The 14,194-nt window shown below is 57.9% G+C and carries 15 protein-coding genes; 14 read left to right on the top strand and 1 reads right to left on the bottom strand.

Features of this window, described 5'->3' with window-relative positions:
- Positions 1 to 127 precede the first annotated feature (127 nt).
- From guaB to KXD86_RS03275, 6 genes are all read left to right on the top strand, one after another.
- A complete protein-coding gene (guaB, locus tag KXD86_RS03300; RefSeq protein ID WP_218634657.1) occupies positions 128 to 1,591 on the top strand; it encodes an IMP dehydrogenase in 1,464 nt (487 codons plus the stop codon).
- Between the two features lie 64 nt (positions 1,592 to 1,655).
- Positions 1,656 to 3,233, top strand: coding sequence for a glutamine-hydrolyzing GMP synthase (guaA, locus tag KXD86_RS03295; RefSeq protein ID WP_218634656.1), 1,578 nt, complete (start codon positions 1,656 to 1,658; stop codon positions 3,231 to 3,233).
- Positions 3,234 to 3,243: 10 nt separating this feature from the next.
- On the top strand, positions 3,244 to 3,756 hold the full coding sequence (gene tadA, locus KXD86_RS03290; RefSeq protein WP_218634655.1) for a tRNA adenosine(34) deaminase TadA: 513 nt from the start codon (positions 3,244 to 3,246) through the stop codon (positions 3,754 to 3,756).
- A 9-nt stretch (positions 3,757 to 3,765) separates the two neighbouring features.
- Positions 3,766 to 4,758, top strand: a complete 993-nt coding sequence (galE, locus tag KXD86_RS03285) for a UDP-glucose 4-epimerase GalE (RefSeq protein ID WP_218634654.1) — start codon at positions 3,766 to 3,768, stop codon at positions 4,756 to 4,758.
- A 40-nt stretch (positions 4,759 to 4,798) separates the two neighbouring features.
- Entirely contained in the window at positions 4,799 to 6,142 is a 1,344-nt protein-coding gene (locus KXD86_RS03280; protein WP_218634653.1) for a UDP-glucose dehydrogenase family protein, read from the top strand.
- A 2-nt stretch (positions 6,143 to 6,144) separates the two neighbouring features.
- Positions 6,145 to 6,570, top strand: coding sequence for an HIT domain-containing protein (locus KXD86_RS03275; RefSeq protein WP_218634652.1), 426 nt, complete (start codon positions 6,145 to 6,147; stop codon positions 6,568 to 6,570).
- A gap of 128 nt (positions 6,571 to 6,698) precedes the next feature.
- Here KXD86_RS03275 and fabR read toward each other — a convergent pair whose 3' ends face one another.
- Positions 6,699 to 7,328, bottom strand: a complete 630-nt coding sequence (gene fabR, locus KXD86_RS03270; RefSeq protein ID WP_218634651.1) for an HTH-type transcriptional repressor FabR — start codon at positions 7,326 to 7,328, stop codon at positions 6,699 to 6,701.
- A gap of 240 nt (positions 7,329 to 7,568) precedes the next feature.
- On the opposite strand from fabR, the gene aspS reads away from it, so the two are divergent.
- From aspS to tolR, 8 genes are all read left to right on the top strand, one after another.
- Complete coding sequence (gene aspS, locus KXD86_RS03265) at positions 7,569 to 9,380, top strand: aspartate--tRNA ligase (protein WP_218634650.1); 1,812 nt, start codon at positions 7,569 to 7,571, stop codon at positions 9,378 to 9,380.
- Between the two features lie 62 nt (positions 9,381 to 9,442).
- The gene (locus tag KXD86_RS03260) at positions 9,443 to 10,186 is read left to right on the top strand and encodes a YebC/PmpR family DNA-binding transcriptional regulator (RefSeq protein WP_218634649.1); all 744 of its coding nucleotides are present in this window, start codon (positions 9,443 to 9,445) and stop codon (positions 10,184 to 10,186) included.
- Between the two features lie 18 nt (positions 10,187 to 10,204).
- On the top strand, positions 10,205 to 10,732 hold the full coding sequence (gene ruvC, locus KXD86_RS03255) for a crossover junction endodeoxyribonuclease RuvC (RefSeq protein WP_218634648.1): 528 nt from the start codon (positions 10,205 to 10,207) through the stop codon (positions 10,730 to 10,732).
- Between the two features lie 30 nt (positions 10,733 to 10,762).
- Positions 10,763 to 11,392 carry a Holliday junction branch migration protein RuvA gene (gene ruvA, locus KXD86_RS03250; protein WP_218634647.1) on the top strand — a complete coding sequence of 210 codons (630 nt, stop codon included), beginning with the start codon at positions 10,763 to 10,765 and terminating at the stop codon, positions 11,390 to 11,392.
- 151 nt (positions 11,393 to 11,543) lie between these two features.
- Entirely contained in the window at positions 11,544 to 12,575 is a 1,032-nt protein-coding gene (gene ruvB, locus KXD86_RS03245; RefSeq protein WP_218634646.1) for a Holliday junction branch migration DNA helicase RuvB, read from the top strand.
- Complete coding sequence (gene ybgC / locus KXD86_RS03240) at positions 12,568 to 13,005, top strand: tol-pal system-associated acyl-CoA thioesterase (RefSeq protein WP_228739309.1); 438 nt, start codon at positions 12,568 to 12,570, stop codon at positions 13,003 to 13,005. Before ruvB ends, ybgC begins: the two co-directional genes overlap by 8 nt.
- A gap of 14 nt (positions 13,006 to 13,019) precedes the next feature.
- Complete coding sequence (gene tolQ / locus KXD86_RS03235) at positions 13,020 to 13,709, top strand: protein TolQ (protein WP_218634644.1); 690 nt, start codon at positions 13,020 to 13,022, stop codon at positions 13,707 to 13,709.
- A gap of 35 nt (positions 13,710 to 13,744) precedes the next feature.
- The gene (gene tolR, locus KXD86_RS03230) at positions 13,745 to 14,191 is read left to right on the top strand and encodes a protein TolR (RefSeq protein WP_218634643.1); all 447 of its coding nucleotides are present in this window, start codon (positions 13,745 to 13,747) and stop codon (positions 14,189 to 14,191) included.
- Positions 14,192 to 14,194 lie beyond the last annotated feature (3 nt).

The following is a 14,194-nucleotide window of genomic DNA, read 5'->3' as shown; positions in this document are numbered from 1 at the left end:
AAAAAGGTGCGGTTTACTGAATTCCAGCACCCCTTTATAATAGATCGATTAAGGATTTTGCTTTGCTGTGCCGCCGCGGGTTCAGCAGGGTAACTCCCAACTTAGCACGTTCAAAAGGCGGATCCCAATGCTGCGAATTGCCGAAGAAGCCCTCACATTTGATGATGTTCTGCTGGTCCCCGGATATTCCGAAGTTCTCCCACATGAGGTCAGTCTGCAGACCAAGCTGACCAAGGAGATTACCCTCAATATCCCTCTGCTGTCGTCTGCGATGGATACCGTGACTGATGCCGAGCTGGCCATTGCCATGGCCCAGGAAGGCGGAATCGGTATCATGCACAAGAACATGACAGTTGAGCAACAGGCTGCAGCGGTTCGCAAGGTCAAGAAATTCGAAAGTGGTGTGGTCAAGGACCCCATCACGGTTGCTCCGGACACCACCGTTCGTGAACTGGTGGATATCACCATGGCGAACAGCATTTCCGGTTTGCCCGTAGTGGATGGCAATGACCTGGTCGGCATTGTGACCGGTCGTGATATCCGGTTCGAAAGCCGCATGGATACGCCGGTCCGGGACATCATGACACCCAAGGATAAATTGGTCACCGTCCAGGAAGGCGCGAGCCTCGACGACGTCAAGGAGCTCCTGCACCGTCATCGGATCGAGAAGGTGTTGGTGGTCAATGACAATTTCGAGCTTCGCGGCCTGATTACCGTCAAGGACATCCAGAAGGCCAAGGACTACCCGCTGGCCTGCAAGGACGATCAGGGTCGCCTGCGGGTTGGGGCGGCAGTAAGCACTGGCGGGGATACAGAGGCACGTATTTCGGCGCTTGCTGAAGCTGGCGTGGATGTCATTGTGATTGATACCGCGCACGGCCATTCCAAAGGTGTAATCGATCGTGTCCGCTGGGCGAAGCAAAACTTCCCCGAAGTCCAGGTCATTGGCGGCAACATTGCGACCTCCGAAGCCGCGCTTGCTCTGGCCGATGCCGGCGCAGATGCGGTGAAGGTCGGTATCGGACCTGGCTCAATCTGCACCACCCGGATTGTGGCGGGCATTGGCGTTCCCCAGATTTCCGCTGTGTCGAACGTTGCCGCCGCATTGAAAGACCGGGGCGTACCGCTGATTGCTGATGGTGGTATCCGGTTCTCGGGTGATATTGCCAAAGCCATCGCGGCAGGAGCCCACAGCGTGATGATTGGCAGCCTGCTCGCGGGCACCGACGAGGCTCCGGGCGAGGTGGAATTGTTCCAGGGCCGTAGTTACAAGGCCTATCGGGGCATGGGTTCCATCGGCGCGATGGGGCAGGGCTCAAGTGACCGTTATTTCCAGGATGCGAGCAAGGGTATCGAGAAGCTGGTTCCTGAAGGCATTGAAGGGCGCGTTGCCTGCAAGGGCCCCATGCGGAACATTGTTCACCAACTGGTTGGTGGCCTGCGTGCTTCCATGGGTTACACCGGAAGCGCCACCATGGAAGAGATGCGGACCAAGCCCGAATTCGTGCGCATCACCAACGCCGGCATGCGTGAGAGTCACGTGCACGACGTGACCATCACCAAGGAAGCTCCGAACTACCGTATCGGCTAACACTGGTTCTACCCCAACGCGGCTCCTCTGGAGCCGCGTTATTTATTTCTGACCCGAGGACTCCATGGCCCAGAACATTCATGACCACCGCATCCTGATTCTCGATTTCGGTTCCCAGTACACCCAGTTGATTGCACGACGGGTACGGGAAATCGGCGTTTATTGTGAAATCAAGGCGTTCGATATCACCGATGAAGAGCTCGATGAGTTCAACCCCAAGGGCATCATCCTGGCCGGCGGTCCCGAATCCGTTACCCAGCTGGGTGGTCCGCGGGCACCGGAAGGTCTCTTTGAGCGGGGGATTCCGGTTCTCGGTATCTGTTATGGCATGCAGACCATGGCCGAACAGCTCGGTGGTCGGGTGGCCAGTTCCGAGAAACGGGAATTTGGTTATGCCCAGGTGAAAGTCCGTGCGACCGGACCGCTGCTTCAGGATATTACCGATCACCTGACCGGCACCGGGGATTCCCTGCTGGATGTCTGGATGAGCCATGGCGACAAGGTTGTGGTCATGCCGGATGGCTTCGAGTTGCTGGCGTCTACCGAGAGCGCGCCCATCGCCGCGATGCAGGATCTCAGCCGGAACCTGTACGGGGTCCAGTTCCACCCCGAGGTGACTCACACCCTGCAGGGCAAACGCATTCTCGAGCACTTCATTCTCAATATCTGTCAGTGTGAAGCACTCTGGACGCCGGCCAAGATCGTCGATGACGCGGTGCGTCAGATTCGCGAACAGGTCGGCTCCGACAAGGTTCTGCTGGGACTGTCAGGCGGTGTCGACTCTTCGGTGACGGCTGCGCTTTTGCACAAGGCCATCGGCGACCAGCTGACCTGTGTGTTTGTGGATAACGGACTGCTGCGCCTGCACGAAGGCGACCAGGTCATGGATATGTTTGCCAGCAACATGGGCGTCAAGGTGATCCGGGTGGATGCAGAGGACCTGTTCCTGTCCAAGCTCAAGGGTGTGAGCGATCCCGAGCAGAAGCGAAAGGTTATCGGCAATACCTTCATCGACGTGTTTGATGAAGAGGCCACGACGATCAAGGATGTCAACTGGCTGGCGCAGGGCACCATCTACCCGGACGTCATTGAATCGGCGGCCTCAAAAACCGGCAAGGCCCATGTCATCAAGTCTCATCACAATGTGGGTGGCTTGCCGGAAACCATGAAGCTGAAGCTTGTTGAGCCGCTGCGCGAGCTGTTCAAAGATGAGGTCCGCCGCATCGGTCTCGAGTTGGGTCTCCCTTATGACATGGTCTACCGTCACCCGTTCCCGGGGCCGGGGCTGGGTGTGCGCATCCTTGGCGAGGTTAAAAAGGAATACGCGGATATCCTGCGCCGGGCCGATGCGATCTTCCTGGAGGAGCTGCACCGGGCAGACCTCTACCACAAGACCAGTCAGGCCTTCGCCGTCTTCCTGCCCGTGAAATCCGTAGGCGTGGTAGGCGATGCCCGCCGGTATGAGTACGTCGTCGCGCTGCGAGCGGTGGAAACCATCGATTTCATGACCGCACGTTGGGCGCATCTGCCGTATGAGTTGCTGGAAACCGTATCCAATCGGATTATCAATGAGATCACCGGGGTTTCCCGGGTGACCTACGACGTTTCGTCGAAACCGCCGGCAACCATTGAGTGGGAATAGCCCGGCAGGTATGGATCCGTTAACACAGCCAGTTGCCAGTGACGAGCTCTGGATGGCGCGAGCGCTCGAATTGGCCGCCCAGGCAGCCAGTGCTGGCGAAGTGCCTGTTGGGGCCGTGGTCGTGCTTGACGGAAAGGAAGTGGGTGCAGGGTTTAATGCACCCATCACCGGGTGTGACCCAACCGCTCACGCTGAAATCCGGGCCCTTCGGGATGCCGCGGCCAGGGTGGGCAATTACCGTTTGTCCGGGGCGGTGCTTTATGTAACGCTGGAGCCTTGTACGATGTGCGTCGGGGCCATTGTACACAGTCGCGTCAGCCGTCTGGTTTACGGGGCCCCGGAACCCAAAGCCGGTGCGGTGGAGTCGGCTCGTCGAACGCTTGAAGAGCCTCACCTCAACTGGGACGTGTCCGTTGTGTCCGGGGTGCTTCAGCAGCGCTGCAGCGAAATGATCAGCGGTTTCTTCAGCGCTCGGCGAGAAGAAATCCGGCAACAGCGTCGTCAATCTTCAGGGAAGGAGTAAACTTACGTCATGAACGTTCTGGTCACCGGCGGAGCCGGGTATATAGGGAGTCATGTTGTACGCCAACTGGATCAGGCGGGCCATGACATCGTTGTTCTCGATAACCTTTCGACCGGCTACCGCTGGGCAGTCACGGCCGGGAAGCTCATCGTCGGTGACCTGGCCGACGAAGCGGTCATTGAAGAGGTGTTCACAGATCAGAGATTTGACGCGGTCCTGCACTTCGCAGCCAACATCGTGGTCCCCGAATCTGTAGCCAATCCGCTCAAGTATTACAGCAATAACACCCGCAATACCCTGAATCTCCTCAAAGCTGTGGAAAGGCACGGGGTTCCCTTCATGGTGTTTTCCTCAACGGCGGCTGTCTACGGCATGCCGGACCAGACGGTTCTGACGGAAGATATGCCGCTTGCGCCCATCAATCCCTATGGCGCTTCCAAGATGATGAGCGAGCGCATGATCATGGATCTGGCCGCCGCTTCCGACCTCAACTATGTGATTCTTCGCTATTTCAATGTCGCTGGCGCAAACCCCGAGGGGGTGTTGGGTCAGGCGACCCCTGAGGCCACCCACCTTATCAAGGTTGCCTGTGAGTGTGTGACTGGCCAAAGAGAAGGCATGAGTGTGTTCGGCACCGACTACGGTACTCGGGATGGTACCTGTGTGCGCGATTACATCCATGTGGACGACCTGGCCAAGGCCCATGTTATGGCCCTTGACTATATGGCCCGGGGCGGCGAGTCAAAGGTATTGAACTGTGGCTATGGTCGAGGGTTCACGGTTAAAGAAGTGATCGGTGAGGTCAAAAGGCAGTCGGGTGTTGATTTTCCGGTTGCCGAAACCGGGCGTCGCGCGGGCGATCCAGAGGCCTTGATGGCCGATAATGCGCGGATCAAAGAAGTCCTGGGCTGGACCCCGGAGTACGACAGTCTCGAGACGATTGTCGGGACAGCGCTGGCCTGGGAAGCCATCTGGCAAAAACGCAAGCATTCTTCGAGTTGAGGTCTTAAGTCCTCCTCTAAACAGCATTGGGAATGAATGGATGAAGATTACGATTTTTGGCACTGGGTACGTTGGCTTGGTAACAGGGGCGTGTCTTGCAGACGTTGGCCACCACGTCCTGTGCATGGATGTGGATAAGGCCAAGATCGAAAAGCTTGAGAACGGTCAGATTCCCATCTATGAGCCGGGTCTCGAAAGCATCGTCGCGCATACCGTCGAAGCCGGGCGTCTCGCCTTTACCACCGATGCCGAAAAAGCGGTCAAGCATGGCACGTTGCAGTTCATCGCGGTGGGCACGCCCCCGGACGAAGACGGTTCTGCAGACCTGCAGTATGTAACCGCCGTCGCCCGGGCGATAGGTCAGTACATGGATGACTACAAGGTGGTGGTCGACAAATCCACGGTACCGGTCGGCACCGCCGATAAAGTGCGAGCCGCGTTGCGTGCTGAACTGGATGGCCGCAATCTCGAGCTGGATTTTGATGTGGTCTCCAACCCCGAGTTTCTCAAGGAAGGGGCTGCCATCAATGATTTCATGAAACCGGACCGGATCGTGGTTGGTACGGACAGCGACAAGGCTGCGGAGCTGCTGCGCGAGGTCTATTACCCGTTCAACCGGTCACGCGATCGGATGATCTTCATGGATGTCCGGTCGGCGGAGCTGACCAAGTACGCCGCTAACGCCATGCTGGCGACCAAGATCAGCTTTATGAATGAAGTGGCTAACCTGGCGGAGCGCCTCGGTGCGGACATAGAAGCGGTTCGCCAGGGCATTGGGTCGGACCCGCGCATTGGTTACCATTTTATCTACCCCGGCTGTGGCTACGGCGGTTCCTGTTTTCCCAAGGATGTTCAGGCGCTTGCCCGAACCGCCCGCGACTGCGATTACGAATCCCGCTTGCTGAACGCTGTCGAGTCGGTGAACTACGCGCAGAAACACGTTCTGTTCGACAAAATTTCCCACTATTTCCGTGGCAATCTCAACGGCAAGGTCGTGGCGCTCTGGGGTCTGGCGTTCAAGCCAAACACCGATGATATGCGCGAAGCCTCGTCACGAACCCTGATGGAAGATCTGTGGAAGGTAGGCGCCAGGGTGCAGGCGTTCGATCCGGAAGCAATGGAGGAGACCCAGCGTATTTACGGCAATCAGGCGGGGCTGACACTGTGTGGAACCAAGGAACAGGCCCTGAAAGGCGCCGATGTTCTGGTCATCTGCACCGAGTGGAAGGAGTTCCGCTCGCCGGACTTTGACGTGGTCGCCTCGGCGTTGCGGGAGCCTGTGGTGTTTGATGGCCGGAACCTGTACGAGCCCGAAATGCTTGAACGCCATGGCCTGATTTACTACGCCATAGGACGGGGCAGAAATCAGTTTCATACGGTGTAATTATGAGCAAGGCGCCAGACTTTCAGCTTCATCAACGATTGGCAGCGGATACCATCGGTCTGGGATTCAGTCAGCTGTGCGAAATCCGCCTGATGAACGATCGTACCTGGCCCTGGCTGCTACTCGTGCCGGCTGTCAGTGAGATCCGGGAGATTTTTGAGCTAAGTGATGTGCAGCAGCAACGGCTGATGCATGAGTCTTCAACCCTGAGTCGCGGCATGATGACGCTGTTTTCGGGTGACAAGATGAACGTTGCCGCACTTGGCAATATGGTGCCCCAGCTTCATCTGCATCACATTGTACGTTTCGAGGGCGACCCTGCCTGGCCGGGCCCGGTATGGGGCGTGCGACCTCCGGTGCCATACAGCAACGAGGAGCTGGAGACTGTCAGGGAACAGCTTTCCCCGATTTTGGCTTCATTGAAATAGGCGGTTAAAAAAAAGCCCGCCAAGGTGGCGGGCGCAAAGCTACCTGGAAAGGTAACGACTCAACAATGGAAGGTGTATCGTCTTCCATTCCCGTCCACGTGACCATTCCCAAAAAGGTTCCACAGACCTCAGGTTTTTTGTGGGGCTTTTCTGCGCGCCAGCGTTTGAGATCCAACGAGGATCATTCTTAACTCGGTCTTGAGCTTCACCTTCAGTTCATCCCGTTCCTTGTGTGTCGCATCCAGTGCTTCGGCGCCCTGATTGAAAACCAGGGTGACCATGGCCTCCGCCACCAGGCGGGAATCCGATAGCGGTTTGCTCTGCTCTTCGGCGACGCGGTGAAGATCGTCGGCCAGTTCCGTCACAAAGTGGTCAATTTCCGCTTTGATGGCGGTCCGAAAGGGCTTGGATACCCCGGTACGCTCCCGGAGCATCAGCCGGAAGAGATTGGCGTTGTTACCGAGATACTCCATGAACGTTTCCACCGATGTGGATATGGCGCTGCCGTCCCGGGCGATTCGCTTCCGCGCCTGACGCATCAGCTGTCGCAGGGCCACACCGCCTTCGTCGACCAGGGCGAGGCCGAGTTCGTCGAGTTCTGAGAAGTGCCGGTAGAACGAGGTAGGGGCTATTCCGGCCTCGCGGGCAACTTCACGGAGGCTCAGGCTGCCAAAGCCTCGGTCGGCGCTCAATTGGGCAAGGGCAGCATCCATCAGTGCGCGACGGGTACGAAGTTTCTGCTCGGCTCTGGACGACACGGTGAGGCTCCATTTACTGCGTGAAGGTCGCATTCTAGCGGTCTGTCGACGGCGAGTCATCCGGGCACGGGTAATGCCGAGAATGACGCCTGATTTTCAGCGACATTGTGTTTATAATGGGCGGCTTTTCCAGTATGGTCGCCACGTCTTTTTTGCGGCCCAATTTTTTAAGCAACGTGAGCCACCACGCCCGCTTGCTTGCCAGACATTAAGCACACATCAGATACAACGGGAACCGGTATGCGCAGTCATTATTGCGGTGGGATCAACGAATCCCACATCGATCAGGAAGTCACACTTTGCGGATGGGTACATCGTCGCCGTGATCACGGTGGTGTCATTTTCCTTGATCTGCGGGATCGGGATGGTATCTCCCAGGTGGTTGTCGATCCAGACACCCCCGAAAGCTTTGCCCTGGCCGAGAAAGTTCGCAGCGAATTCGTGATCCGGGTGACTGGCCGGGTCCGTCGTCGTCCTGCAGGCACCGAGAACAGCAATATGCCAACGGGCCAGGTCGAGCTCCTTGGCAAAAAACTGGACATCCTGAACGCGGCCGCCACACCGCCGTTCCCGCTGGACGAACACGTGGATGTGGGCGAGGACGTGCGCCTGCGCTACCGTTTCGTGGATCTGCGCCGCCCCGAGATGATCAATCGCCTTCGGTTCCGTTCTCGCGTGACCAGCTACATCCGGAACTATCTGGACGGCAACGGGTTCATGGACGTGGAAACGCCGATCCTGACTCGCGCCACGCCGGAAGGTGCCCGCGACTACCTGGTTCCGAGCCGTACCCACGAAGGTTCCTTCTTCGCTTTGCCTCAGTCACCTCAGCTGTTCAAGCAGCTGTTGATGGTGTCCGGCGTCGACCGGTATTACCAGATCGCCAAGTGTTTCCGGGATGAGGACCTCCGGGCCGATCGTCAGCCGGAATTCACCCAGGTAGACATCGAGGCCTCGTTCATCGACGAGGAAACCCTGATGGGGTTGAACGAGGACATGATCCGCTCCCTGTTCAAAGATGTGCTCGACGTTGAACTGCCCAGCTTCCCGCGCATGCCGCATTCCGAGGCCATGCAGCGCTATGGCAGCGACAAACCCGACCTCCGGATCCCGCTGGAACTGATTGATGTGGCGGATCTGGTCGAGAGCGTGGATTTCAAGGTCTTTGCCGGTCCGGCCAAGGACCCGAAAGGCCGGGTGGCAGCGCTTCGGGTGCCGAAAGGTGGTGATCTGACCCGTAAGCAGATTGACGATTACACCAAGTTCGTTGGTATCTATGGAGCCAAGGGGCTGGCGTACATCAAGGTCAACGACCTGTCCAAGGGCGTAGAGGGGCTTCAATCGCCAATCATCAAGTTCCTGGGTGATGACGTGGCTCAGGCCATCATGGAGCGTGTTGGTGCCGAAGACGGAGACATTGTCTTCTTTGGCGCGGACAAGACAACTGTGGTTAACGAGGCGCTGGGTGCGCTGCGCATCAAAGTCGGCCATGACCTTAATATGCTGACCAAAGAGTGGGCGCCGCTGTGGGTTGTCGACTTCCCGATGTTCGAGGAGACTCCTGACGGAGGCCTGACAGCGATTCACCACCCGTTTACAGCGCCGTCCTGCAGTGCCGATGAGCTCGCAGCGAATCCGGCAAACGCACTGTCACGCGCCTACGACATGGTGTTGAACGGAACCGAGCTGGGTGGCGGCTCTATCCGTATCCACGATGAAAAGATGCAGGAAGCCGTATTCCGAATTCTGGGCATCGAAGAAGATGAGGCGCGTGCCAAATTCGGTTTCCTGCTGGATGCACTCAAGTTCGGCTGTCCGCCACACGGTGGCCTGGCCTTTGGTTTGGACCGTCTGGTCATGTTGATGACCGGCGCTTCCTCCATTCGGGATGTCATTGCCTTCCCGAAAACCCAGAGCGCGACCTGCCTGATGACCCAGGCCCCGGGTGAAGTCGATGACCAGCAGTTGCGTGAACTTCACATTCGTCGGAGAAAGTCCGCCAAGGCGGTAGAAGGCAATAAGGCAGGAAGCGAGGACACAGCAAGCGAGTAAATTCTCAACACCGGAGGTGTGCTGAGAGTGGCGCACACTCCGGAGATGGCTGGAGTGGTTTTATGGCTGGTCATAGCAAGTGGGCCAACATCAAACACCGTAAGGCAGCGCAGGATGCCAAGCGGGGCAAAATCTTCACCAAAATCATCCGTGAGCTGACCGTTGCCGCCCGACAGGGCGGCGAAAATCCTGAAGATAATCCACGCCTGCGCTCGGTTATCGACAAGGCGCTCACGGCGAACATGAAGAAGGACACCATCGAGCGTGCCGTCGAGCGGGGTGCTGGAGGTGGTGATGACAGTAACTACGAAGAGCTCACCTACGAGGGCTATGGTCCGGGCGGTGTGGCCATTTTCGTGGAAGCAATGACCGACAACAAGAACCGCACGGTGGCGGAAATCCGGCACGCCTTCAGCAAGATGGGGGGCAATCTCGGTACCGACGGTTCGGTGGCCTATCTTTTCAGCAAACAGGGTATCATCAGCTACAGCCCGGATGTGTCCGAGGACAAGCTGATGGAGGCTGCCCTGAACGCCGGTGCTGAAGATCTCGCAGAACAGGATGACGGCTCCTTCGAGATCGTCACCACGCCCGAGCAGTTTCTCGACGTCAAGGAATCGCTGGTAAGCGCCGGGCTCACACCAGACAATGCGGAAGTGACCATGATTCCCGCAACCCGGGTTGAGCTGGATCGAGACGGCGCAGAAACCATTCTCAAACTGATCGATATGCTGGAAGATCTGGATGATGTCCAGAACGTGTATCACAACGCCGACATTGCCGGCGACATCATGGAATCGCTCTGAAGCGACAGGGGTATCGATTTGGCGATCATTCTGGGTGTAGACCCCGGGTCGAGGATCACCGGCTTCGGGATTATCCGGGCTGAGGGCCGCAATATCGAGTATATTGATAGCGGTTGCATTCGGGTCGGCGAAAAGCCGATGGCGGAGCGCCTGCAGACGATTTTTCACAGCCTTGCCACGCTCATCGGCGAGTTCCGCCCGCAAGAGTTTGCCATTGAACAGGTATTTATGGCCCGCAACCCGGATTCTGCGCTCAAGCTGGGCCAGGCGCGTGGCGCTGCCATTGTCAGTGCCGCCAACAGCGGATTGGCGGTTCACGAGTACTCCGCGCGCCAGGTCAAGCAGGCCGTGGTCGGCAAGGGTGGGGCAGACAAGTCTCAGGTGCAGCATATGGTACAGGCGCTGCTGGCCCTTCCCCGCAAACCCCAGGCGGATGCCGCCGATGCGCTTGCCATCGCGTTGTGTCACGCCCACATGAGCCAAAGTGTTTTGAGGGTAGCTGGCGCGGGAGGCAAGGTCCGCAGCGGGCGCGTGCGACAAAAATAACCCGCTCTCAGGAGCGACAGGAGAGTTCCTTTGCTAGGTCGTATCCGAGGAATACTGGTTGAAAAAGCACCGGGTCAGGCATTGGTCGAGTGCGCCGGGCTGGGCTACGAAGTTGATATTCCCTACACCACTTTTTTTCATCTTCCCGAAACCGGTCAGGAAGTTACCCTACATACCCATTTTGCCGTTCGGGAAGATGCCCAGAGCCTTTATGGGTTCGCATCACGCCTTGACAGGGACCTGTTCCGGCTCCTGATCAAGGTTAGTGGCGTGGGCCCCAAGCTGGCTGTAGGCATCCTCTCGGGCCTGGATGCCGAGCAGTTTATCCGCTGTGTGGAGGCGCGTGACGCCAATGCGCTCGTCAAACTGCCGGGCGTCGGAAAAAAGACCGCGGAACGTCTGCTTATTGAAATGACCGATCGGATCGGGCAACTTGAAGGACAATTCGTGCCAGCGTCGCGAGAAGCGACAGGAACGGCCATGGCAGGGCAAGACGTGTCAGAGCGCGGTCAGGATCCCAGAGACGAAGCGGAGGCCGCGCTCATTGCCCTCGGATACAAGCCTCAGGAGGCTGCCAAGGCGATCAGCAAGGTCGCCGAAGCCGGAATGTCGAGTGAAGCGCTGATAAGGCTCGCATTGCGCAATATGATCCCGGCGTGATGGCCACTGATCAATCTGTCGCCAGGATAGCGCCAAACCTGTAGAGAGCGTAACGTGACACCCCTTTGGCGGTTTGTACAATTGGGGCAACGATTTAACTGCGACGCAAGCGCTAAGGCACGATGTTGATTCCTAACAAACGGATGACGCCATGATCGAATCCGACCGACTGATCTCAGCCCGGGCCGGTGAATATGAAGAGGTGCAGGATCGGGCGATTCGTCCCACCTTGCTCACGGAGTACGTCGGTCAGCCCGCGGTTCGTGAGCAGATGGACATCTTCATTTCCGCTGCCCGTGGACGTCAGGAAGCGCTTGACCACGTTCTGATTTTCGGGCCGCCCGGTCTCGGCAAGACCACGCTGGCTAATATCATCGCTAACGAGATGGGCGTGTCGATAAAGACAACGTCGGGGCCCGTTCTGGAAAAGGCGGGTGATCTCGCCGCCATGCTAACCAATCTGGAAGAGGGCGACGTCCTCTTTATTGATGAAATTCACCGTCTAAGCGCCGCTGTCGAAGAAGTGCTCTATCCGGCAATGGAAGATTACCAGCTGGATATCATGATTGGAGAGGGCCCGGCCGCGCGCTCCATCAAACTGGATCTGCCGCCTTTCACCCTGGTGGGTGCCACGACACGGGCGGGCCTGCTGACCTCGCCGTTGCGAGATCGGTTTGGGATTGTCCAGCGCCTGGAGTTCTACAACACAGAGGATTTGACCAGCATTATCATCCGGTCGGCCCGTCTGTCCTCCGTGGATATCGACGAAGCGGGCGCGTTTGAAATCGCCAGGCGTTCCCGAGGGACGCCACGTATCGCGAATCGCTTGCTGCGTCGCGTTCGCGATTTCGCCGAGGTTCGCTCCGACGGTCACATCAGCTCGGACATTGCCGATCAGGCGCTGAACATGCTGAAAGTGGACAGTCAGGGGTTTGATCACATGGACCGTCGCCTGTTGCTCGCGATGATCGAGAAATTTGACGGTGGTCCGGTTGGGGTCGAGAGTCTCGCAGCGGCAATCAGCGAGGAGCGAGGCACCATCGAGGATGTGTTGGAACCCTTCCTGATTCAACAGGGGTATATGGTTCGAACCCCTCGTGGTCGCATGGTTACCTCCAATGCCTACCAGCATTTTGGCGTGGTGCCGCCGAAATCCGGGCGGGAGGATGATCTTTTTGGCTGACCCTCAGGACCCCTCTGTTTTTGAGCTGCCGCTCCGAGTCTATATTGAGGACACGGATGCGGGTGGCATTGTGTTTCATGCCAAGTACCTCCACTACATGGAGAGGGCCCGGACCGAGTGGGTTCGAAGCTGCGGGGTTGGACTGCGCGCCGGGTTAGCCGAGAACATCAGCTACGTTGTCCAGCGGATGGGTATCCATTATTCAGTGCCGGCCCGCCTGGACGACCGCTTGCTGGTGACCGCAGAGCCGTCGGCCTACGGGCGTGTGTGGATGGAATTCAAACAACGGGTCTATCGGGCTGAGGACCGAACACTTTTGTGTGAAGCCGACGTCCGAGTGGCGTGCGTGGCGCTGGACAGTGGTCGCCCGCGCCGATTACCCGAGAATATGCAGGCGTTGTTGCAAAGCAACGTTCAGACAACCGAATAAGCCAGGAGCAAAAGGTGGAATCAGAAGTTTCAGTCTGGTATCTCGTGTCCAACGCCGGTGTGCTGGTGCAACTTGTCATGTTGCTCCTTGCCCTGGCATCCATCGTGTCCTGGGCGCTGATCTTTCAGCGTCTTCAGGTGTTCCGGAAGGCCAGGCAGTCTCAGTTGGCGTTCGAAGAGCGGTTCTGGTCCGGTATGGACCTTGGCCAGCTCTACCGCGAGGTCAACGCCGAGCCGACGCCGTTTTCGGGTATGGAATCCGTGTTCAGGGCAGGCTTCAAGGAGTTCTCCCGCCTGCGCCAGCAAAGCCGGGACGCGGATGCTGTCATGGAAGGGACCCAGCGGGCCATGCGTGTGGCTTTTTCGCGGGAACAGGAGCGCCTGGAAACGCACCTGCCGTTCCTGGCAACTGTGGGCTCGACCAGCCCCTATGTCGGCCTGTTTGGCACCGTGTGGGGCATCATGAATTCATTCCGTGGCCTGGCTCAGGTGCAACAGGCTACCCTGGCGACGGTGGCACCGGGCATCTCGGAGGCCCTGATTGCTACGGCCATGGGCCTTTTTGCGGCTATCCCCGCGGTCATTGCCTACAACCGATTCTCGGCCATGGCGGATGCTCTGCTCAAGAACTACGAAACCTTCGCCGATGAATTCTCCAGCATCCTGCATCGCCGTGTTCACAACAGCGAAAAGAGTGCTGCGTAAATGCACGTTTTTTATAAAGGTTGGAGGGTAGCGCAATGAAGGGCATGGGTATGATGCCTCAGCACCGGCGCAAGCCAATGTCGGAAATCAACGTCGTGCCCTACATCGACGTGATGTTGGTGCTGTTGGTGATATTCATGGTCACTGCGCCCATGCTGACCCAGGGGGTGAAGGTGGATCTGCCGGAAACAACGGCGGATCCTATTCAGGCTGACAAGAACGTGGAGTCGATCGTGGTGTCTGTGGATTCCAACGGCGCCTATTACGTTGAAGTTGGCGACCGTGGCAGCGATCCCATGTCCCTGGGAGAGGTGCGTGAGCAGGTTTCAAAAATTCTGTCGCAGCGTGCCAACAGCGAGATCCTGGTGCGGGGGGATGAGCACGTGGAATATGGAACAGTGGTTCGTCTGATGGCCGAATTGCAGGGTGCCGGGGCAGGCAGCATAGGCTTGATCACCGAAGCGCCACTGGACGACAAGTGATAC

It is taken from the genome of Marinobacter arenosus, assembly GCF_019264345.1.
GTDB classification, from domain to species: domain Bacteria; phylum Pseudomonadota; class Gammaproteobacteria; order Pseudomonadales; family Oleiphilaceae; genus Marinobacter; species Marinobacter arenosus.
Note: the sequence above shows the minus strand (reverse complement) of the source record. Positions and strands in the feature narration are given on the sequence as shown.